21 protein-coding genes are annotated in these 21,788 nt (G+C 41.1%); 4 read left to right on the top strand and 17 right to left on the bottom strand.

Features of this window, described 5'->3' with window-relative positions:
* Positions 1 to 4: 4 nt before the first annotated feature.
* The 14 genes from mnmC to F3G86_RS07615 form a co-directional block, all read right to left on the bottom strand.
* Positions 5 to 1,870, bottom strand: a complete 1,866-nt coding sequence (gene mnmC, locus F3G86_RS07680; RefSeq protein WP_149723526.1) for a bifunctional tRNA (5-methylaminomethyl-2-thiouridine)(34)-methyltransferase MnmC2/FAD-dependent 5-carboxymethylaminomethyl-2-thiouridine(34) oxidoreductase MnmC1 — start codon at positions 1,868 to 1,870, stop codon at positions 5 to 7.
* Positions 1,867 to 3,312: an N-acetylmuramoyl-L-alanine amidase gene (locus F3G86_RS07675; protein WP_149723525.1), complete on the bottom strand. Its 1,446-nt coding sequence runs from the start codon at positions 3,310 to 3,312 to the stop codon at positions 1,867 to 1,869. Before F3G86_RS07675 ends, mnmC begins: the two co-directional genes overlap by 4 nt.
* Positions 3,309 to 4,400 (bottom strand): nitronate monooxygenase, encoded by a 1,092-nt coding sequence (locus tag F3G86_RS07670; RefSeq protein ID WP_021092139.1) that lies wholly within the window; start codon positions 4,398 to 4,400, stop codon positions 3,309 to 3,311. Before F3G86_RS07670 ends, F3G86_RS07675 begins: the two co-directional genes overlap by 4 nt.
* A complete protein-coding gene (gene tyrS / locus F3G86_RS07665) occupies positions 4,401 to 5,609 on the bottom strand; it encodes a tyrosine--tRNA ligase (protein WP_149723524.1) in 1,209 nt (402 codons plus the stop codon). It abuts the gene before it with no gap.
* 9 nt (positions 5,610 to 5,618) lie between these two features.
* On the bottom strand, positions 5,619 to 7,808 hold the full coding sequence (locus F3G86_RS07660) for a RelA/SpoT family protein (protein WP_103586872.1): 2,190 nt from the start codon (positions 7,806 to 7,808) through the stop codon (positions 5,619 to 5,621).
* A complete protein-coding gene (locus tag F3G86_RS07655; RefSeq protein ID WP_004317259.1) occupies positions 7,795 to 8,010 on the bottom strand; it encodes a DNA-directed RNA polymerase subunit omega in 216 nt (71 codons plus the stop codon). Before F3G86_RS07655 ends, F3G86_RS07660 begins: the two co-directional genes overlap by 14 nt.
* 18 nt (positions 8,011 to 8,028) lie before the next feature.
* Complete coding sequence (pyrH, locus tag F3G86_RS07650) at positions 8,029 to 8,745, bottom strand: UMP kinase (RefSeq protein WP_103567680.1); 717 nt, start codon at positions 8,743 to 8,745, stop codon at positions 8,029 to 8,031.
* Between the two features lie 73 nt (positions 8,746 to 8,818).
* Complete coding sequence (locus F3G86_RS07645) at positions 8,819 to 10,036, bottom strand: murein hydrolase activator EnvC family protein (protein ID WP_149723523.1); 1,218 nt, start codon at positions 10,034 to 10,036, stop codon at positions 8,819 to 8,821.
* Positions 10,033 to 10,848, bottom strand: coding sequence for a cell division protein FtsX (locus F3G86_RS07640; protein WP_149723522.1), 816 nt, complete (start codon positions 10,846 to 10,848; stop codon positions 10,033 to 10,035). The genes F3G86_RS07645 and F3G86_RS07640 overlap by 4 nt, the downstream gene beginning before the upstream one ends.
* Complete coding sequence (locus F3G86_RS07635) at positions 10,835 to 11,506, bottom strand: cell division ATP-binding protein FtsE (RefSeq protein ID WP_004317228.1); 672 nt, start codon at positions 11,504 to 11,506, stop codon at positions 10,835 to 10,837. The genes F3G86_RS07640 and F3G86_RS07635 overlap by 14 nt, the downstream gene beginning before the upstream one ends.
* Positions 11,490 to 12,677, bottom strand: coding sequence for a tRNA (guanosine(46)-N7)-methyltransferase TrmB (gene trmB, locus F3G86_RS07630; RefSeq protein WP_149723521.1), 1,188 nt, complete (start codon positions 12,675 to 12,677; stop codon positions 11,490 to 11,492). Before trmB ends, F3G86_RS07635 begins: the two co-directional genes overlap by 17 nt.
* Positions 12,677 to 13,234, bottom strand: coding sequence for a fibronectin type III domain-containing protein (locus F3G86_RS07625; protein WP_223228580.1), 558 nt, complete (start codon positions 13,232 to 13,234; stop codon positions 12,677 to 12,679). The genes trmB and F3G86_RS07625 overlap by 1 nt, the downstream gene beginning before the upstream one ends.
* A complete protein-coding gene (locus F3G86_RS07620) occupies positions 13,209 to 13,883 on the bottom strand; it encodes a fibronectin type III domain-containing protein (RefSeq protein ID WP_188116443.1) in 675 nt (224 codons plus the stop codon). The genes F3G86_RS07625 and F3G86_RS07620 overlap by 26 nt, the downstream gene beginning before the upstream one ends.
* The gene (locus F3G86_RS07615) at positions 13,816 to 14,787 is read right to left on the bottom strand and encodes an RluA family pseudouridine synthase (protein WP_004317239.1); all 972 of its coding nucleotides are present in this window, start codon (positions 14,785 to 14,787) and stop codon (positions 13,816 to 13,818) included. Before F3G86_RS07615 ends, F3G86_RS07620 begins: the two co-directional genes overlap by 68 nt.
* Positions 14,788 to 14,839: 52 nt before the next feature.
* Here F3G86_RS07615 and F3G86_RS07610 point away from each other — a divergent pair, with 52 nt between their 5' ends.
* Positions 14,840 to 15,946, top strand: coding sequence for an FtsW/RodA/SpoVE family cell cycle protein (locus F3G86_RS07610; RefSeq protein WP_149723520.1), 1,107 nt, complete (start codon positions 14,840 to 14,842; stop codon positions 15,944 to 15,946).
* A gap of 518 nt (positions 15,947 to 16,464) precedes the next feature.
* On the opposite strand, the gene thiE is transcribed toward F3G86_RS07610, so the two are convergent.
* From thiE to F3G86_RS07595, 3 genes are read right to left on the bottom strand one after another with little or no spacing between them, the layout of a single operon-like run.
* Complete coding sequence (gene thiE / locus F3G86_RS07605) at positions 16,465 to 17,079, bottom strand: thiamine phosphate synthase (RefSeq protein ID WP_149723519.1); 615 nt, start codon at positions 17,077 to 17,079, stop codon at positions 16,465 to 16,467.
* On the bottom strand, positions 17,072 to 17,824 hold the full coding sequence (thiD, locus tag F3G86_RS07600) for a bifunctional hydroxymethylpyrimidine kinase/phosphomethylpyrimidine kinase (protein ID WP_411160691.1): 753 nt from the start codon (positions 17,822 to 17,824) through the stop codon (positions 17,072 to 17,074). Before thiD ends, thiE begins: the two co-directional genes overlap by 8 nt.
* On the bottom strand, positions 17,817 to 19,145 hold the full coding sequence (locus tag F3G86_RS07595; protein WP_149723518.1) for an aminotransferase class V-fold PLP-dependent enzyme: 1,329 nt from the start codon (positions 19,143 to 19,145) through the stop codon (positions 17,817 to 17,819). The genes thiD and F3G86_RS07595 overlap by 8 nt, the downstream gene beginning before the upstream one ends.
* 110 nt (positions 19,146 to 19,255) lie before the next feature.
* Between F3G86_RS07595 and F3G86_RS07590 the strand changes: the two genes are divergently transcribed.
* The 3 genes from F3G86_RS07590 to F3G86_RS07580 are packed head-to-tail and all read left to right on the top strand — an operon-like array spanning position 19,256 to position 21,728.
* Positions 19,256 to 20,089 (top strand): DUF234 domain-containing protein, encoded by an 834-nt coding sequence (locus F3G86_RS07590; RefSeq protein WP_103595858.1) that lies wholly within the window; start codon positions 19,256 to 19,258, stop codon positions 20,087 to 20,089.
* A complete protein-coding gene (locus F3G86_RS07585) occupies positions 20,086 to 21,072 on the top strand; it encodes a sensor histidine kinase (RefSeq protein ID WP_149723517.1) in 987 nt (328 codons plus the stop codon). The genes F3G86_RS07590 and F3G86_RS07585 overlap by 4 nt, the downstream gene beginning before the upstream one ends.
* Entirely contained in the window at positions 21,072 to 21,728 is a 657-nt protein-coding gene (locus tag F3G86_RS07580) for a cysteine hydrolase family protein (protein ID WP_149723516.1), read from the top strand. The genes F3G86_RS07585 and F3G86_RS07580 overlap by 1 nt, the downstream gene beginning before the upstream one ends.
* The last annotated feature ends 60 nt before the right edge of the window (positions 21,729 to 21,788 follow it).

Genomic DNA, 21,788 nt, shown 5'->3' with positions numbered 1-21,788 from the left:
TTGACTATTTTAGTCCTTTTTTTAACTTTCTTATCAAAAATCTAGCAGGATGAAGCTCATGAAATAGCGATCTTTCTATGCAAAGTGGGCGAGCAAGCACAAGATCCGTTATCAAATTTGCTCCAAGTATCGCTGTGCCAAGCCCACGTGAGCCGTGAGCAAAATTTACAAAGACATTTTTTTCGTAGCTTGCTTTTTGGTTGTTATCTTTATTTTTACTCCAAAATAGCCCTTTGTAGTTTTGCTTGTAAAACTCCTCATCGTGCAAGGCACCAATTATCGGAAACCTATCTCCGCTATAACTTCTATATCCTACACGTGAGCCGATAACGGTTGCTTCTCTAGTGTCAAAAAACTCGCTCACGTCGCTTAAATTTTTAGCATTATCCTCAGCTTTAGGCGTATCGCAAATTTCATTTCTAGCGTAGGTTGCGCCGATGACTTGCACCCCTTTGACGGCTGGGCAGATGTAGCCTTTTGCACTTAGCGGCATTGTATTTTTTAAAACTGGCTTTAGGTGCGTGACTTGGCCGCGGACGCTACTTATTTGCATGTCGTAGCCTTTAAATATCTCGCTACTTTTGCTACCAGCACAAAAGATCAAGATATCTGTTTCTATGCTTTTGTTGTTTTTAAATTTGACTTTGATCTTGCCGTTTGACAGGTGCGCCCTGCTCTCATATTCGTGGTTAAATAAAATTTCAAATTTGGTTGAGAGAAATTTGCAAATTTCTTTTGGCCTAGCATAAGCCGCCTCTTTTATAAATATCCCAGGATACGGCTTTAAGTTCTCGTCAAATTTAAAAATATCCTCCGCGTTTTGACCTTGCCACGATGCGTATCTCTTCACCAGCTCATCATCAAACGCATAGTCGATGCAGCCATTAAATTTGATAAGGCTTTTTGACAAATTTGCCTTGTAAAATCTCACTGCTTGCAAAAATGCATTTATGTGCATGCGGCCTAAATTTACCCCAGGCTTCGTAACTAGCGGCATCAAGGCGCCGCAGTGGTTACCTGAGCCATTTGTCGCGACTTCACTCTTTGCCTCGGCGATCACCACTTTAAAGCCATTTTTGGCTAGCTCGCTGGCTGTTGCAAGCCCAGCCACTCCTGCTCCTATAACAAGCGCGGTTTTGCCTTTTACGCTGGCAACTGGCTCGCATCTCGCAAACCAAGCGTCCTTTAAATTTTCATCCTTTTTCTCTAGCACGGCGCTACTCATCTGGCGTTTTCTAGCGTAGCCCTCTTTTAGGCTCAGCAAAAAGCCAGCATTTATTAGCCCATCTTTTACCATTTTTGCGCACGAGTAGGTTCTAACTATAGCACCAACCCTGCTTAGCCTTGCGATCTCTTTGAAGACATTCTCGCTCCAGATCGAGCCATTTTTGCTTGGGGAAAAGCCGTCTAAGAACCAGATATCAGCGGCAAAATCAAGCTCAGACAAAATTTGATCTGCCTCGCCGTAGCAAAGATCAAGGGTGATATTTGGAGCGAAATTTATGCGGTGTATGCCTGAGATTAGCGGTGGATAGAGCGAAACTAGCTTTTTAGCATAAGCTTTAAAAATGCCTAAATTTTCATAAATTTTTAAAAGATCTTCTTTTTTAATAGGACTTTTTTCGATGCTAACAAAGTGAAGCTTTTTGGAGTTATTTTTAAATTTCTTACAAAGTGTGAAGAAATTTAGCCCAGCGCCAAAGCCGGTCTCAGCGACTATAAAGCTATCTTTGCTCTGCCAAATTTCATCAAGTGCGCTCGCAAAGACAAATTCGCTCTCAAGCCAGGGTTTTTCGGTATTAAAATAGATATCGCCAAACTCTTCGTTAAATAGAATTTGCCCTTTAAGGCTTAAATTTGCATTTTTCATCTATTTTTTGCAAAATATCCATCTATGCCGTTTGCGATGCCGTTTGCAAGGGCTTTTTGATAGGCCTCGTTAAAGAGTTTTTCGCCCTCGACTGGATGTGTGATGTAGCCGATTTCTACAAGAACCGCTGGCATAAGAGCGCCCACGAGTACCCAAAATGGCGCCTCTCTCACGCTGCCGTCGCTGGCTGCATAGACCTTTCTAGCGCTTGCTAAAATGTCCTTTTGGATGTCGATACCAAGCTTGTTTGAAGCGATGATCTTCTCGCGGTTTAGCACGTTTAGAAACGTTTGCTGCGAAAAGTAGTTCATCTCTTCGATGTCTGATTTATTTTCAAGCGCGGCTGCGTTTTTGCTGCGCTCGCTTCTTGCAGGCGATAAGAAAAATGTCTCGATGCCGTGCATGCTCTTTGCTTTGGCAGCGTTTGGAGCGGCGTTTGCGTGGATGGAGACGAAAAGATCAGCCATCTTATCGTTTGCAAATTTCGTTCTTGTTCTTAAATTTATAAAAACGTCAGTTGATCTGGTGAAATAGACCTTGTAGCCACGAGATTTTAGTATCTCGCCAAGCTTTTTGGCTACACCTAAAACGGCTGTTTTTTCTTTTAAACTGCCATTTACCGCACCAGGATCCGTGCCGCCATGCCCTGGGTCGATGACGATCGTTTTGTTGCGTGAGAACTTACCCGCCGCAACTGGAGGCAAAGGCTCTTCTACTGGCTCACTTTGTGCTGGCTCAGACTTTAAATTTGGCTCTACCTCGCTTTGCGCTGGTTTTTCATTTTTATTTTTAAGCTTATGAAGTGGCGCTCTTACGTTTTCATTTGAGATGAAATTTTGAGCGCTTATTATTAGCAAATCCCCAGTTGCATTTGCCTTTATCGTCTTTTGCACCTTGTCAGAAAAAATGATCCTAACGGTGTTTTTATCATACTGCGAGATGTGGATGTAGTCTGAGATGAAATTTTTATATGTTAGTGGGTTGCCATTTAGCCTGCCATCGATGTCCATGATGTTTTTGTAGGCGTTTTGCTGTTTGGCAAATGATGTTTTTAGCCTTGCGGTATCTAGCTTTGTGTTAAATTTAAGCACCAAGGTGTCATTTACCTTTGTCGCACTTATTAGCGTTAGAGCTGGCGAAGCTGCTGGCATGCTAGCACCTTTTACGCCGTTTATCGAATTTAGATCTCTTATATATGCGCTTGAGTCAAAGCCAAGCGCCTTTGAGCTTGTTATTAGCCTAGTGAGTGCCTGCTTTTTCGTATTTTTATCGTTTTTTATGATCGCATCGACATAGATATTTTTTATATCGTTGTGAAGCTTGATCTTCGCGCTTCTGTTTAGAGCCATAAAATTTTTATCAAATTTGGCAAATGTCTGCGAATTTGTCGTCGCAAAAAGAAAACTAAATGCTAGAAAAAGAGATATTAAAACCCGTTTCATTCACCATGTACCAGCTTATGCATTAGCTCTTTTACGCTTATTAGCTCTTTTAGTTTGTAGCCATTTGCCCCTGTGAAAAATAGCCCGCTCTCTTTTTTGCCGCTATATGCGTCAAATAGCCTATCTGCGATGCAATACCCAACTTGCTTTGCCTCTTTGCCTCTTTGGCAAGGGCTCACGCAGTTGCTTATGCACTGGATCTTTGGACCCATTCTTTTATCGACTAAATTTATCAAATTTGTTCTTATCCCGCGAGCTGGATAGCCAACTGGGCTCTTTATAAGCTCGATGTCTTTCTCTTCAGCCGCTAGCAAAACCTCTTTAAAGCCGATATCTGCGTCACACTCGTGAGTACCGATGAAGCGTGTGCCCATCTGAACGCCGTCTGCGCCTAGCGATATCGCCTTTTCGATGTCGTTTTTGTCCCAAATTCCACCAGCTGCGATGAGCGGAAAGTCGCCCCACTCTTTAATCTCAGCTTTTACTTGCGGGATGAGGTTAAATAGCGAAAACTCAGGATCAAGGCACTGCTCGTATGTAAAGCCCTGATGTCCGCCACTTAGCGGTCCTTCAAGCACGACAGCGTCTGGCAAGCGCTCATATCTTTGAAGCCAGCGCTTACAAATGATCTTTAGTGCTTTTGCGCTTGAGACGATCGGCACAAGTGCTATCTCTTTAAAATTTTGTGTAAATTCGGGTAAATTTGTAGGCAGACCTGCACCTGAGACTATGATGTTTATACCAGCCTCGCAAGCGTCTTTTACAACCCTTGCGTAGTCGTTTGCAGCATACATTATATTTACGCCAAGTGGCAAGTCACCGCAAATTTTACGTGCATTTTCTATGACAGCTCGAAGGCCTCTTGTAGAGTAGAAATTCTCACTTCCAAAAGGCTTTGCATTTAGCTCTTTATCTATAAATTTGCGGTTTTCATAGTAGCCTGTGCCAACTGAGCTAATTATGCCAAGACCGCCTTCTAAGCTCACATTGCCAGCTAGTTTGTCCCAGCTGATACCAAGCCCCATTCCGCCTTGAAATATCGGGTATTTTATCTCGTATTTACCTATTTTTAACGGCTTTAACTCCATTTATTCAACCTTTATCTTTGCAAATTTGCGCTTTCCAACCTGCAAGATATACTCGCCTGCTCCTAATTTTAACTGCTCATCACTAATTTTTTCTTGATTGACGCTAACTGCGTTTGCTTTTATATCTCGCCTTGCTTGAGAATTTGACTCACTTAGCCCACACTGAGATAAGGCTTCAACTATCCAAATCGGCGCTTTTAAGCTAAATTCTTTCATATCAGTTGGGAGCTGATTTTGAGAGTGCACGCTGTTAAATTCAGCCATAGCAGCCTTTGCCACCTCCTTGCCGTGATACCTCGCTGTTATCTCGTATGCAAGATCCTCTTTTGCCTTTTTTGGATGATATTTGCCACTATTTACGTCATTCATTAGCTCTTCTATCTCGCCAAGTGTTTTTGTGCTTAGTAGCTCGTACCAGCGCCACATTAGCTCGTCGCTTATGCTAAGTGTTTTTGCAAACATATCATTTGCATTTTCAGTTACGCCGATGTAGTTGCCAAGGCTCTTACTCATCTTATTTACGCCATCAAGTCCCTCAAGAAGCGGCATCATGATGACGGCTTGCTCTTTACCGATATTATATGTTCGTTGTAAGGTTCTACCCATTAGAAGGTTAAATTTCTGATCTGTGCCACCCATCTCGATATCACACTTCATCGCCACGCTATCATAGCCTTGAAGAAGCGGATACATAAACTCAGAGATTGATATAGGACTGCCCGCTTTTATCCTCTTTTCAAAGTCATCTCGCTCTAGCATTCTAGCTACTGAAAATGTGCTAGTTAGCTCGATCATCCCAGCAGCGCCAAGCTCATTTGACCATTTTGAGTTAAACATTATCACAGTTTTTTTTGGATCTAAAATTTTAAAAACTTGCTCTTCGTAGGTTTTGGCATTTTTTAAAACGGTCTCTTGATCTAGCTTTTTTCTAGTGGCTGACTTGCCTGTTGGATCGCCTATTTGAGCGGTAAAATCGCCTATTAAAAACTGCACGATAGCGCCATGTTTTTGAAGCAAAGCCATCTTGTTTAGAACGACTGTGTGACCTAGGTGAAGGTCTGGAGCTGTTGGGTCAAAGCCTGCTTTTACATAGAAATTTTCGCCTTTTTCATAATAATTTTTAACTAAATTTTCAACTCTCTCAGCATCGATCATCTCGGCAACGCCGCGGTTTATCTCTTGTAAAATATCGTCTATATCTTGAACCATTTTTCTCTCCTAATTATGATATGGGTCGCTTTGCGAAACAAAATCAATAATCTTATATCTATCTTTGATCTTCTCTTTGATCTCGTTTGCATCGATATTTTCTGCTATTTCGACGCTTATTTCAAACGTATCTCCGCTAAGATCATTTGCTTCGTTTAGCGAGATTGTAGCTAAATTTATATCAAGTCTAGCAAGATATGTTAAAAATTCAGCCAACGCACCTTTTCTGTTTTCTAAATTTAATAAAATTTTATACCTATGTGGGGCATTTCTCGTCCATTTGACAAAGATGATCTCATCGCCTTTATCCATTAGCTTGCCAGCGCGCTCGCAAAGCTTGTGATGCACTGTCACGGTGTGGCCATTTTTAAAGCCAACTATGCTATCGCCCCTTTTTGGATTGCAGCAATAATCAAACTCGACATTTGAAATTTTATGGTTTGAGTAGATCACTATGTTTTCAAATTTCTGCTTTTTAATCTGATATTTGTCGCCCAAAGAGATCATAAATGGGCGCTCTTTTCTGATATATTTTTTAAGCATATTTGCCACTTCTTGCAGATACTCGCTATCAGTTGCTGCACGAAAGACCTTTTTGCCTAAATTTTCGCTCTCTACCCACTCTAAAATTCTATCTTTTGAGACGTTAAATACTGATTTTAAGATATCTATCGCCATTTTGTAGTTTATATCTCTTATCTTTTGCTTACAAAATGACCTTATCGTCGCCTTTGCCTTGCCTGTTCGCACGCTATTTATCCATGAACAGCGAAATTTAGCCTCTTCGCCAGTTACTATCCTAACGATGTCGCCATTTTTTAGCTCTGTTAAAAGTGGCATCCTAACGCGGTTTATATAAGCTTCTTTTGCGTAAAGTCCAATCTCTGAGTGAATCTCATAAGCGTAATCAAGCGCCGTAGCACCACGTGGCAATGTAAAGACCTCGCCCTTTGGAGAATAAACTGCTATATCTTCGATATAAAGGCTATCTTTTGCGTATTCATATAGCTCTTCGACGTTGCTCTCGTTCTCGCTATTTTGCATGCTGATGTCATTTAGCCAGTCAAGCTTTGGATTTAAGAGGCTGCCCTCGCCGTTTTTATATTTCCAGTGCGCAGCAACACCGTATTCAGCGGTTTTATGCATGTCATAAGTGCGAACTTGCGCCTCAAATATACTTTTGTTATCAAAAATGGTTGTGTGTATCGTTTGATAGCCATTTTGCTTTGGAAGCGCGATATAGTCTTTAAATCTTGAGATAAGAGGGTTAAAATTTATATGCAAATTTCCAAGTGCAAGGTAGCAATCAAGCGGCTTTTGCACGATGATCCTAATGGCAAGCAAGTCAAGCACCTCTTCGATAGAAATGCCCTTTCTTTGCATCTTTAGATAGATCGAGTAGTAGTGTTTTATGCGTTTTTGTATCTCAAAAGTGCCCTCGATAAAGCCATTTTCAAGCAAAATTTGACTTACCTTTTCGTGAAAAGCATTTAGTTTTAAGCTAAGCTGCTGCTTGTTTTTGTTTAGGTAGCTATCGATTTTAGCGTACTCTTCTGGCATCGCATACTTAAAGCTTAGATCTTCAAGCATGTTTTTGATCGATGAAATTCCCAGCCTATGAGCGATCGGAGCATAGACCATAAGCGTCTCTTCGGCTATGCGTTTTTGCTTTTCAGGTCTTAGCGCTTCAAGAGTTAGCATGTTGTGAAGTCTGTCGCAAAGCTTTACGACAAGGACTCTGACGTCTTCTATGGAGATTAAGAGCATCTTTCTAAAAGTTAGCGCCGAGCTTGCCAGTTTTTCGTTGCTATCTGAGCTTGCGAGCTTGTTTTCTCTAATGGCAACTATCTTTGTAAGCCCCTCAACTAGCTTTGCCACCTCATCGCCAAATTCAGCCTGAAGCTCACCTAGCGTTACGTCGGTATCTTCGACTACGTCATGAAGAAGTGCAGCTATGACCATGCTCTCATCGCCGCCCATATTTGCTACGATAGAGGCTACTAAGATGGGGTGGATGGCGTATGGTTCGCCGCTTTTGCGGTATTGTCCAGCGTGAGATGTGACGCAGCTATCTACGGCTTTGTCTAAAATTTCACTTCTCTCACAAAGAGAAAAGAGCAGTTTTATCGCTTCTGAAACGTTTTTGCAAGCTAAAATTTGCTCGATTAACTGCTCTAAAAAAAGACTATTTTCCTTCAACTATTGCCTCTAAGCCTATTTTGCCCTCAGCCACTTCAAGTAGTGCGATGTCGGCAAATTTCATCTTTGAAGTATCAGCATCAACTAAAGCTATTGCGCCATTTGCTAGTGCTTCTGCGCGCTTTGCAACGATAAGCGAAAGCTTATATCTATCGTCACCTACTTGTTTTAGCGCTCTTGCTGTGATTTGTTCTGTTCTCATTTTTATCCTTTTTGAAATTTATTTTACAACTGAGTATAGGGCTGCTTCTTCTTCATTTATTATTTTTAATAAATTTCCAGCCTTAAACATATTACAAACTAAGATCGGTAGTGCGTTATCCTTTGCTAAAGCTATGGCAGTGTCGTCCATAACCTTGATGTCATCGCTCATCGCCTTTTCGTAGTTCAGTGATTTTAGAAGTTTTGCATCTTTGAATTTTTTAGGATCTTTGTCATAAACGCCATCAACTTTTGTCGCTTTTATGATCATATCTGAGCCAATCTCAATAGCTCTTAGCGTGGCTGCTGTATCTGTTGTGAAAAATGGATTGCCCGTGCCTGCAGCAAAGATGACAACTCTGCCCTTTTCCAAATGGCGCTGCGCACGTCCCACGATGAAAGTCTCGCAGATCGCTTCCATCTTGATCGCGCTTTGCACTCTTACTTCAAGTCCGCTTCGCTCTAAAGCTTCACGCATCGCGATCGAGTTGATGACAGTTGCTAGCATGCCCATGTGATCGCCACTTGTTCGCTTGATGATACCATCTTTTGCAGCGCTCACACCACGCACTATGTTACCACCGCCTATTACGATGCCAACTTCGATCCCACCATCGATGAGTTCTTTTATCTCGCTTGCTATAAATTTAAGCACAGCTGTGTCTATACCAAAACCATTTTCTCCAGCCAAGGCCTCGCCTGAAAATTTGACCAATACGCGTTTTCTCTTACTCATTGTCATGCTCCTTGAAATTCACGCATTTTAGCCAAAAAGGCTTTAAATTTAGCTAATAACGCTTACAAAGTGACTATTTTGAGATCATTTCAAGCGGGTCGATATGGTAGTTTCTTTGCGTTACTTCAAAGGTTAGATCGTTCCTTACCCTACCTATAACATAACCTTTTTGCACGACTGAGCCTACTTTTACAGTTGGCGCGATCTGACTTAGGTGGGCATAGATTGTGTGGATGCCGTTTTCATTTTCGATGATGACGACATTTTCAAGCATCGGAGTTGCTTTTGCAAAGACGACCTTGCCATTTAGTACGCTTTTTACCTTAGCATCTGGCGTGCTTGAGCGAAGTATGACTGACTCGTTGAAAATTTTGATGTTATATATCGGATCTACGTAATTGCCAAATTTTTGCTTTACAGAGTAGCTATCAAGTGGAGCGATCGTCCTTGCGCCCGAGTATCTCTTAACTGAGCTTGTTTGATAGCCCCCACCCATTGGCTGGCTCTTTTCACCCTTTTTGCCGCCTTTGCTAGCTGCTCTTTCTTGCTTTTCTCTAGCAGCTCTGGCTGCTTCATCCTCTTGCTTTTGCATGATAGCAAGCTGCTCAAGCGTCTTTCTTAGCTCGTCTTGCTGGGCTTGAAGCTTGGCTAGCTTTTTGCTGTAAATTTCTTTATCACGTTTTAGCCCGTTTATTGTATTTTTCTGCGTGCTCTCTAGGCTTTGTAGATCATTTTGCTTGCGCCTATAGTTTTTTATGCTTGAGTTTATCTCATTTATCTTGCTTGATTTATTTTTTATCTTTTCTATCGTATCTTCGTAGTTCTCACTAAGTCTTTTAAAGTCCTCTTTAGCTATGGCGTTTAGCTTGGTTAAAATTTGCGATGAGATGATGCTCTCTTCGCTTTGTTTGCCCTCGCTTGCAGACATCATAAGATCAAATGAAAGATCTTCTGCGATGATCCTTATCATATTTTGCTCTAGCTCTTTTTGGGTGCGCTCTAGCTCTTTGTTTTGCTTTGTTAGATCATCAAGCTCAAGAAGCGCTTTTGAAGCATTTGTCTCAAGAACTGAAATTTGACCCTTTAAATTTGTGATATCGCCACTTATGCCACGAAGTTTTTTCTCGCCATTTACTATATCGCCAGCCAAGTCATCAAGTTTTTTACTAAGCTGCTCACTCATCACCTGCGTCGATCTTAGCGAGTTTTTGGAGTCTTTTATCTTCTCTTTAGTATTTGATGCAAAAGCTAGACTAAAAGCTAGCAAAAGTGTAAAAATTCCTTTTTTCATATCGTGCTTTTTCTAGCCTTACTCATCACTAAACTAACAGCAAAAATGCTTAAAACCACAGCCACGCCAAAAAGGATAAATACATCTCTTGAAAGATCAAGGCTAGGCAAGACTACATCGATACTTGCGGCATTTTCTCTAAATATTTCAAAATTTGGCAAGAAAAAGAAAAACGCACCAACAACAATGGTCGCAACTATGCTATCAACCATGGCTGATTTATATAGCATGGCTGATTTTAGCCAAAATGGCGCTCCAAAAAGTGTCATTATTTCAATGCGCTCTCTATGCTCAAATAGCCAAATTTTAGTCTGTTTAAGCATAAGCATAAGCCCAACGACACAAAGTATCGCCATAAATGCATAAGATATGCTTTTGGCTAAATTTAGCATCTTAAAGACCTTATCATGGGTCTTTGAAAATGTCTCAACCTTGCTTATACCATCAAATTTCAAAAGCTTTTGCTTTATCTCCTCCATATATTCTGGCGATGGAAATTCGCTTAGTCTTAGCGAGTAAAATTTAGGCAAGGCGTTTTGAAGGATGGATAAATTTTTAGCCGAGATGTCGTTTGATAGGCGATCTATTATCTTTTGTGGGCTTAGTGGCTCAACGCTAGCTAGCGTGCTAACCACTGGCTTTAACACTGGCTCGCTTAGCTCTTTGTTTGAGACTACCACGATGTTGTAGTCATTTCCCATAAGTCTCTCATACTCTCTTACGATCTTGTCTGCTGTGAGACTAAACTGCACTGAAAATAAAAGTGCGATTAACGGCAGGATAAATCCAAGGTGGTTTTTAAGCGATCTCATGCACGCCTCCATTTTCTATGACAAAGTGACGGTATGGGATGCGAAGCGTTGATGGGATATGATGCGTCACCACGACCACGCTTGTGCCTAGAAATTCTCTGGCTGATTTTAAAAGCGACCAGATGACGTCGCTTGAGTATTCGTCTAAATTTCCTGTTGGCTCGTCGCATAAGAGCAAATTTGGATTGTGCGCGAGCGCTCTTGCCATGGCAACTCTTTGCTGCTCGCCACCACTTAGCTCACGAGGGTATTTATCAGCTTTGTGAAGCATATTTACATGTTTTAAAAGTTTAGCCACCTGCTTTTTGCTCACATTTTGATTGACGCCTTTAATGATGAGGGGTAGCATGACGTTTTTTTCGACATTCCACTCATTTATCAAGCGGTAGTTTTGAAATATAATGCCAACTCGCTGCCTAAGCTCGCAAAGTCTTTTGTCATCGATATCGTCCATTTGCGTCATGCAGACATTTAGCTCGCCAGCTAGGGGCGAAATTTCTCCGTAAAATGACTTTAAAAGCGTGCTTTTTCCGCTTCCACTCTTGCCTGTGATAAAGACAAAGTCATTTGCGTAGATGTCTAAATTTACGCTATTGATCACAACCTCGTTGCGCTCGTAAGCTAGGCTTAAATTTCTTGCGCTAATTATCTCTTGCATCAGCCAAATACTCCTTCAAAAGCTCGTGTGCTGCTAAATTTTCACGTATTAAGATCGGTTTTTTTATAAAATATTCGCTTTTCTCATCGCTTATTTTGATGAAACATTGCTCTGGTTTGTTAAACGCTCCAAAGGCAACTTTTAGCAAAATTTCACCCTCATTTATGGTGTAAATTTCCTCAAAATGTAAAAAATGATCCTCTTTTTTTATGATGAAATTTTTGAAATTTTTAATGATATTTTTTACGCTTGTCTTTTCTTTAAAACTAAAATCCCCAGCCAAAACGCTCTCATCGCTTTTTGCCTCACAAGTATAAATGACATCGTAAATATCCTTATCTTGGCGTCTCCAGCGGTCTTCATACTTGCTAGTTACTTCTAAATTTCTATTTTTAAAAGCTTCTATCTTTGAGTTTGAGGGCTCTAAAAATTTACTCAAACTAAAGTCGCAATACTCCTTGCTATCAGTTCTTAGCTCAAATTTACCGCCAAGCTTTAGTATCCTCTCGCACTCAAGCGCAAACGCCGATGAGACCACTCGTCTATGCTCAGCCTTGTCCCAAGGTACTGGAAAGTGCAAAAATACTCTATCAACTAAATTTGATCCAACTAGCGAGAGTAAAAGTCTTGCGTCGGTATTTATTAGACGCACGTTTTCTAGGGCATTTGCTCTAGCTAGCTTTGCTACTTGCTCGATGCTTGGTTTATAGACCTCTATGCCGATAACTAGGGCATTTGGGTTGTTTTTAGCCTGATAGAGTAAGTGCCTGCCAGAGCCAAAGCCGATCTCGATAAAAATCTCTTTAAATTTACCTTTTAGCTCGCAAAAAGCTGGCACAAACTCTTCAAGGCTTAAAATTTCACTCACTTTTTTGGTCAAATTTGTCTTTTTTACAGCAAATGCTTGACTGATGATGGCGCTACAATTTTGCTCTTTAAAAAGCTCAAGTGCTTCTTGTAAAAGTCCAACTTTAGCAGGCTTTGTAAGCTTTTCTCCCTTTATGACGACGCCATTTTTGCCTGGCTTTACGACTAGAAAAAAGCCTTCATCTTCATTTTTTGTGTAGATGAGCTTCTCGTTTCGGCCACTTGCCTGCCAAAGAAATTTGATCTTGTCGTTACCAAATGGGAACGAGAGCTCTTTTAAGGATGAAGCGATGAAATTTGGCATTATTTTATGCTAACTTCTGCTTTTGATGACTTATCAGAGGCGATGCCGTATTCATCGACTGCTACGACGCTGTAAGAGTAGCTAGCTCCTTTTTGGACGCTGTCATCTCTAAGCCCAGTATCACTTATGCCGCTAAAGACTTTCTCGCTAGCACCGCTTCTATAAACTGTATATGAGCTAGCTCTATCAACTGCACTCCAGCTTACATTTACACCGCTACCATCGTAGCTAGCGCTTATACTTGGAGTTTTTGGTGCGCCAAGTGTGCTACCAACGATCGGCTCTTCTTGCTTTAAGCTCTCAAGGCCGTCTTTATCGACAGCTGTGACTCTATAATACCTTGTCGCTGCGTTTGTGTTTATGAGGTCTTCATAGGTGTTGCTAGTCGTTTTTGCTAGGTATGTGTAAGGCAAAATTTTACTTGTCGTTCTATAAACCTTAAAATAAGCAAAATCCTCAGCTGGCGCATAATCCCACGTTAAGATGATCTTTTTTGGCGCATTTTTGGTCGCTTGGACGTTCGTTACTGATTTAGGGTAACTCCTTTGTTGTGGCACTTATGTTTTGGCTTGGTTTTGAGATGACGCCAGAAGAAGTTTTAACTAAGATTCTATACTCATAAGACCTGCCAGGTTTTACATCAGTGTCGATATACTCGGCATTTAGTCTGCCATTTACCTCTGCTACTTGGCTAAATTTATTAGCTCCTGCATCGCTTCTTTGGATGATGTAGCTTGCTACTGTGCTATCAGGATGTGGTCTCCAGATCACTTTTACGCGGCCTGGAAGCCCTGTGATAGCTTGTGCAAATGGCACAGAGTCAAGTAGTGGCTTAGTAGTCGTAGTTGCGATCGCACCTGGTTGAGAGATGGCGTTGCTTGAGTAGGTTCTCATCTGATATGAGTAAGTCGTCTCTGGAGCTAGGTCGCGATCCACATAGTGCGTAGCAAAGCGGTCTTTTATGTTTGCAACTAATTGCATTTTTGAGTTTGCATCGTTTGGATTTGAGCGGTAAAGGTAGTAGCCAACGACGCTCTCATCGGTCACTGGGTTCCACTCGAAGCCAACTTCTGTCATGTCTGAAATAGTTTTTAAGCTTGTAATAGTTGGTAGTGACGTGCTTTGCTGAGTCGGTACGCTAGAGCCGCATCCCGCTAAGAAAGCTACTAAAAATGGTGTCAATATGCGTAGGGCAAATTTTTTCATCAAAAATCTCCTTGGGAATTTTTTTGTAAATTATTTGGTTAAAGTCATCATACGTTTTTGCGGTAAATTCTACCCTTTTGCCAGTTCGCGGATGGATAAAATAGAGCATATAAGCGTGAAGCATAACCCTGCTTATTTTATCGCCTTGGCTCTTAAATCCGTATAAATCATCGCCTAAAATGTGGCGATTTATGCTAGCAAGATGCACTCTTATCTGGTGCGTCCTACCTGTAAAAAGCTTTGCCGCTATCAAATTTACTCCGCCTTCACTTAGCAAATTTACAAAGGCACTTTTTGCAAATTTAGCGTCCGCGACGATCGCTTTTTTTAGGCGGTTGTTTGGATTTCTGCCGATTGGCTTGTCGATGATGACGTCCTCTTTTAGCGGTAGGTCGGTCAGTGCTAGATAAATTCGTCCCATGCTCTTATCGCTTAGCTGCTCGCTTAGTTTTGCGTGAGCGAAGTTGTTTTTAGCAACGACGATAGCGCCGCTAGTACCTTTATCTAGGCGGTGGACGATGCCAGCTCTTACGTCACCGTTTAAATTTGAGAGCATAAAGCCCTTTTTGTTTAGCCACTCAACAAGTGTCGCCTCTTTGACGCTTGGGGCTTGGTGAACGACGATTTGCGGGGGCTTGTTTAGCACTATGAGATCGTCGTCCTCGTAGATGATCGGGATGTCAAAATTTACTTCGTATTCGTTTTGTACCTCTTTTTTTGGGGCAAAATTTACGCAAATTTCATCGTTTTCATTTAACAAAAAGCTTGGTTTTGAAACTGGTTTTAAATTTACGCTTACAAGGGAGTCTTTTATCAAATTTAAAGCTTGATTACGTGAAATTTGAAGCTCTTTGGCCACTGCAACGTCGAGTCTTGAGCTATTTAAAACATTAAATTTAACCAAAATCAAAGCCTTGTTTGTGATATAATCTAGCCCAAAAATTAAGGTTTGCTTCTTGATAAAACTAGATCGGCGTATTTTAACACATTTTGATTTTATTCAGCCGTTTTTAATCATCCCAATCATAGCCATCTCATACATTTTAGTCTCCGAAGCAAACGACATTTTGGCAAACAAACAGCTTGTGTATTTTGGCATCGGATTTGTCTCATTTTGCATCGCATTTTTACTGCCTATTAGACGCATCGACTGGATTATCCCGATGTTTTACTGGGTCTGTATCGTGCTGCTTTTAAGTGTTGATATATTTGGCGTTAGTAAGCTAGGAGCCAAACGCTGGCTGGAGATCCCTTTCGTTCACTTCACGCTTCAGCCCTCAGAGCTCATGAAGCCAGCCTTTTTGTTGATGCTAGCCTATCTAGTTAAGCAGCGCCCTCCAGAGGCTGATGGATACGGGCTAAAAGACTTTTTAAGACTTAGTTTTTACATACTTTTGCCATTTGCGCTTATCATGAAAGAGCCTGATCTTGGCACCGCACTCATACTTTTGATAGTTGGCTACACCATCCTTTTTGTCATCGGCGTAAATAAGAAAATTTGGATCTGCATCATCCTTGCCATAGGATTTTCGGCGCCAGTTTTGTATGAAAATTTGCATGATTATCAAAAAAAGAGGATACACGACTTCATCGCAGAAGAGCCAAGCTACCACGTCAAACAAAGCATTATCGCCATAGGTAGCGGCGGGTTAAAAGGCAAACCAAAGGACGAGGCTACGCAGACACACTTTAAATTTTTGCCAATCGCCACTAGCGACTTCATCTTCGCCTACAATATCGAGCGTTTTGGCTTTTATGGGGCGCTGCTTTTGCTTGGGCTTTATGGAGCGCTTATAACGCACTTACTTAGCCTAAACTACGGGCTTAAAAATGATTATTTCACGCAGGTGACCGCCACTGGCATAGCCGCGCTCATCTTTGTCTACGTGGGGGTAAATGTCTCGATGACGATCGGCTTTGCGCCAGTTGTGGGCGTACCGCTGCCGTTTTTTAGCTACGGCGGAAGCAGCTTCGTCACCTTCATGGTACTTTTTGGGATACTGCAAAATTTGCTAACTTTTAGGTTTGACCAGACCTACCGCTCGGTGAAATTTAAATTTTAAAATTTGTAAATTTGCTTTATCTAATCATACAAATATCAAACAAATTTTAAAATTTCATGAGTGAGTAATTTTAGTAGTCAATTCTTGCGAGTGAATGGAATTTTAAAATTTGCAAAATTGCTTTATTAAATTTTTATCCAAAAGGAAGACAAGGGGGGGCTTAAATTTTGCTTCGCAGGCTCGCAACTGCAGGGCAGACACGAAGCCGCCCCCCCTATCCCACTTCTTTTTTAATACTCATCTGCTTGCAGTTACAAGACGAAGCCTAAACAAAATCCCATCGCACGTTAGAAGTGCATGCAACAGTGCTGAAGCACTGCATGCGGTTTTACTACAAAAAAACTCTATCAAATTTTAAAATTTGTGAGCGAGGATATCACGACTCTGAATTTAGAACTAAACTAAGTACAGCCTAAATTTAGTAAGTTGCTAAGGCAAGTGAGTAAGATTTTAAAATTTGCTGAGAATATATACTTTTCACTAAAATTCAAAAACAAATTTTGCAAAAAAGCTTAGATTTAGAAATTTATCTCAATTATCTTTTGTAAATTTTTGATATTTTTTTTAATGTTACCATCTTTGTAAATCGCTGAGATGACGGCGATGAGATCGGGTTTTACGTGGGAAAGTGAGCCGATATTTGTCTCATTTATGCCACCTATCACGCAAACAGGTAGGTTTAAAATTTGCTTTGCCTGCCTAACCACTTCAAGGTCGCATTTTGGGGCATTTGGCTTTGTGGGGCTTGTAAAAACAGAGCCAAAAGCAACGTAGCTAGCCCCGTTTTTAGCGGCATTTATGGCTAAGCTTATATCGCCATAGCAGCTAACGCCAACATATGCGTCCTTGCCTAAAATCTCAAACGCCTCTTTTATGCCCTCGTCCTCTTTGCCTAGATGAACAGCATTGGCGCCTATCTTTTTAGCAAATTTGACATCGTCATTTACGATAAATTTCGTGCCAAATTTCTCACATAAATTTAAAATTTCACTTGCAAGCCTTTCGTTTTTGACCGCTTTTTTTGACCTAAACTGAAAAAATTTAACCCCGCACTCCAAAATTTCTCTAGTGTAACGCAAAGCCAAATTTTCAGGCATTAAAATATCATCGCTAATAGCGTAAATTTCAGCCATTAAGCCCTGCTTTATGGTCTATAAGTCTTGCGCCAAATTTACTTTTATGAGCATTTTTTATCCCATTTGCCACAAATTTTTTAGCTATTTTTATGGCACTTACTAGATCGTTTTGTTGCGCTAAAATGGCAGCTAGCGAGCTTGAGAAGCTACATCCTGCGCCGTGCATCACTCTAGGCTCAAAAAGCTCCTCGCTAAATTTCATCACTTCGCCGCCTTTTAGATAGAGCGTATCCTCGCAAATTTCACCAACCTTTGTTCGCTTTAGCACCATATCGCAAGGCAAATTTGCAAAACTAATCCCCAAAATCCTAGCCTCATCTACATTTGGCGTGGCGACACTTGCGAGCTTTAGTAGCTCCTTTAGCGCTTCGATCGCTGCGTCTTCAAGCAGTTTTGCACCTGACTTTGCCACACAAACTGGGTCTATGACAACTGGCACATTTTTAGCTCTTAACTCCTTTAAAAACGCGCTTACAACGGCTATTATCTCCTCATTAAAGAGCATGCCAACCTTCACAGCGTCTATATCAAGCTCGGCTAGCACCATCTCAAACTGAGCTTTTACCATGTTTGCTGGCATCGCAAGCACGCTGCTAACGCCATTTGTATTTTGCGCGGTCACGGCTGTGATGACGCTTGCGCTAAAGCAGCCAAATGCTTCGCAGCTTTTTATATCCGCCTGCACTCCTGCACCGCCGACGCTGTCGCTTCCCGCAACTATCAAAACATTTTTCTTACTCACCCACACACCCACTTATCTCTTTTACGTCAAAAGGGTCTTTGACCTGCCACGAAAGTGCGTATTTCTCGATACTTTTCTTGATCGCACTCACCAAATAATCAATATCCTCAAAGGTATGCGTATAGTGCAGACTAACCCTCACCCAGCCTGGCTTGTGGGTGAAGTTTGGATCCTCTTTTAGCCCCAAAAGATCATGTCCGTATGAGCCAGCGCACGAGCAGCCAGCACGTGTTTGTATGCCATACTCTTTGCTTAAAATTTTTGAAAGCTCATATGGAGCTACGTTTTTTACATTAAATGAAAAAATGGCAAGGCGCTTTAAATTTGGCGGGCAGTAGCTTATAAGCTCTGGGATTTCCCTTAGCCTTTGGCAAAGATAGTCGCTAAGCTCGCTCTCGTTTTCGTAAATGGTAGCAAGCCCTATCTCTTCTCTTAGTCTGTAGGCTAAATTTGCACGTATGAGCCCCAAAATAGGCGGTGTGCCAGCCTCTTCAAGTGCCTCTTGATCTTTTAAAAATATATGGTAGTTTTTACTCACGTAGCTTACCGTGCCACCACCTGCAAAGCTTGGCACATCGTCATTTGCTAGCACTTTTTTGATAGCTAGTAGCCCACAACTGCCAACTCCTCCAAGAAGCTTATGTGGCGAGATAAAGAGCGCATCAAAGTAGTCGCAGTCTAAATTTGCATATGCACTAAGGCTCGCCACGTCAAATGCCACGATACCGCCAAATTTCTTAACCATCGTGTAAATTTGCTTGTAGTCGCTTATGACGCCTGTGACGTTTGAGGCGGCGCTAAAGCTAGCGATGATCTCACGTCCTTGGTTTATCTTTAAAATTTGCTCCAAATGCCCGAAATTTATACCGCCATCTTTTGCGAGCCTTATACGCTCAACCTCGCAAAGTGCCTCTTTAAAGCTGATCTCATTTGAGTGGTGCTCATAAGGGCCAAGCACGACTAGCGGCGAGCTATCATCAACCTTTAAGTTATACCTTTTTTTGGTAGCTGGAGGCACGTAAAGCCCCAAAAGCTCCTGAAATTTCTTGATCGCACCAGTGGCACCGTATCCAGTGGCTATGAGATAAAACCTATCATCAAGCCCAAGCGCGCGCTTTAGCTCGCTTCTAGCGTTATCATATAAAAGCTGCGTTTTATAGGCGTTTGAGGATGTTAGCGAGTGGGTGTTGGCGTAGGTTTTTAAGATATCAGCGACCTCGTCTTCGATAGGCTTATACGCAAGTCCTGAGGCGGTGTAGTCGAAATAATGTATCCCTTTTTTTAAAATAATATCTCTTCTAATGTGCTCTAAATTTACCAACTTTAGCCTTTTAGTTTTTGCGTGATTATAATTAAAATTTTCTAAAAATATGCTACAATCCGCCACACAAAGGATACGAAATTTTAGCCATAAAATCGACATTTGAGCGGATGAAACACCTTGGTATTGCTGAAGTTATAAAATTTCATCTGGTTTTTGATGACTTTTTATTAAAGGGCTCATACTACGATGTTTTTGAGGCGATTAGGGCTGAAATTTTAGATGATTATAAAAATTTGATGGCTAGGTTTTACTTTGACGAGGACAGCGACGAGGCCATCAAAATGGCTCTTATTAAGCTTGCTAGAAGCGACAGGAAGAAATTTAGCGTAAATAAAATTTTGCCCCAAAGCATGACAAATAGGGTCTATGCAAAGCTTTTTAGCAAGGATTTTTTAGTGCTTGAAAAGAGCCAAGAAAAGCCACGAGTAAAAAACAAACGCCAAATTTTAAAAAAGAGCGAGCGAGCTTATAAGATAGAGGATAAAATTCATTTTAATAGCCATTTTTCAAGGTTTTGGTTTAGATTTATCGAGCCAAATTTAAGCCTTTTAAAAGAGGGTAGGAGTGAAGAAATTTTAGAGCTTATAAGAAGAGAATTTGACGAGTACGCAAGCCTTGGATTTGAGCTTTTAAGCGGCGAGCTAATGGCTAAAAAGCTTGGGTTTGATGGCATTTTGCTAAGCTCATTTTGGAGTAAAAATATAGAGCTAGACATGCTTTTTAGCATAAATGGCAAGATAATAGTCGGCGAAGCAAAGTATAAAGAGCGAAAAATTTGCAAAAATGTCTTAAATTTAGTCCTTCACAAGTGCGAAAGGCTAGGCATAAAGCCTGATATCGTGGCGCTTTTTTCAAAAAGTGGCTTTAGCAACGAGCTTTTGGGCTTAAAAGATGAGCGGCTTAGGCTTTATGAGATAAAAGATTATGAGGAGTTGCTGTGAGTGATATCGATATACAAAATGGCCTAAAAAGCCTGATAGAGCAGACCTATCTGATAGAGCGTGAGTATAAAAATTTGACCGCTTCTTATATGAGCTTGCAAGGTTTTATAAAAGATATCGTGGAAATTTTGCCAAATGCCATTTGGGTGCTTGATGAAAGTGATGAAATTTTCTTGCAAAACTCAGAGGCGCAAAAGCTTGGCAAAGCGTTAAATTTCATCCCAAAAGATGAGGGCGAGCTAAATTTTGGCTCACAAATTTATCTTGTAAAAAAGGTGGTCAAAGATGATAAAAAGATCATCTCGGCTACCGACATAACGCAGGAAAAACGCACCGAGCGCTTAGCCTCGATGGGTCAAGTAGCAGCGCACCTAGCTCACGAGATAAGAAACCCCATAGGCTCTATCTCGCTTCTAAATTCCACCCTTTTAAAAAGGGCTGAGCCAAAAATTTTACCTATCGTCGAGCAGATACAAAAGGGAATTTGGCGGGTTGAGCGCATCATCAAAGCCACACTTCTTTTTACAAAAGGGCTTAGCATCACGCCAAAGGAATTTAACTTTTTAGATATCAAAAGCGAGTGCGAGGAGGCGCTTAAATTTTATGAGTATTCAAAAGATATAAGTTTTGAGCTAAATTTCCCTGACGCCCTTTATAGTGGCGACTTTGACCTCATCGCGATGGTCTTTCAAAACATTTTATTTAACGCGATCGATGCTATCGAAGAGGACGAAAACGACGAAGGCGTGGTGAGACTAGGCTACGAAAAAACGCCAAATGAACATAAATTTATAGTCTATGACAGCGGCGTCTCTATAAAAAATGAAGATATCGTCTTTGAGCCGTTTAAGACGAGCAAACTAAAGGGCAATGGCCTAGGACTACACCTTTGCTTGCAGATCATCGAGGCGCACAAGGGCAGCATAGAGATAACCCTTGAGCCAAAGACATTTTGTATAAATTTACCTATAAAGGAGAAGTGATGAGTAAAATTTTAGATGAGCTAAATGCGTGGCAAAATGGCCTAAAAGCGCTTAAATTTAGTGAAATTTTTAAAAATGGCAGCGAAAAGGTGGCCTTTATTAGCGTTGATATGATAAATGGCTTTTGCTCTGAAGGCGCACTAGCTAGCAAGCGTGTGGGTGAGCTAGCAAGCCTTATAGCAGACACTTTTAGGCTGGCAAGAGAGAAATTTGACCTTAAAAACTACATCCTAATCCAAGATGCTCACGAGCCAAATTCTGCTGAGTTTGCGAGCTTTCCAGCTCATGCTTTAAAAGGGCAAGATGAAGCACAGGCAGTTGATGAGCTGCGAAATTTAGACTTTTTTGATGAGATGAAAATTTTTTATAAAAACTCACTTAGCATCGCTTATTCGCAGGAATTTAATCAATTTATAAGTAAATTTGACAGCTTTGTCATCATGGGCGACTGCACCGATATGTGCATCTATCAGCTTGTCTCTCACCTAAGACTTAGCGCAAATGAGCAAAATTTAAAGCGAGAGATCATCGTGCCAGCAAATTTGGTGCAAACCTACGACGCACCAGGGCATAGTGGGGATTTTTACCAAAATATATTTTTACACCACATGCAAATGGCACTGAATGCACGTGTGGTAAAAGAGCTAAAAATTTAGCCATATATTTATACTAAAAACAATTATCAAATTATAAAATTTAGCGCTTATCTATCGTAT

The organism is Campylobacter concisus, from assembly GCF_902460595.1.
Classification (GTDB): Bacteria; Campylobacterota; Campylobacteria; order Campylobacterales; family Campylobacteraceae; genus Campylobacter_A; species Campylobacter_A concisus_BL.
The sequence above is the reverse complement of the archived record's forward strand: the minus strand, read 5'-3'. Positions and strand labels throughout refer to the sequence as shown.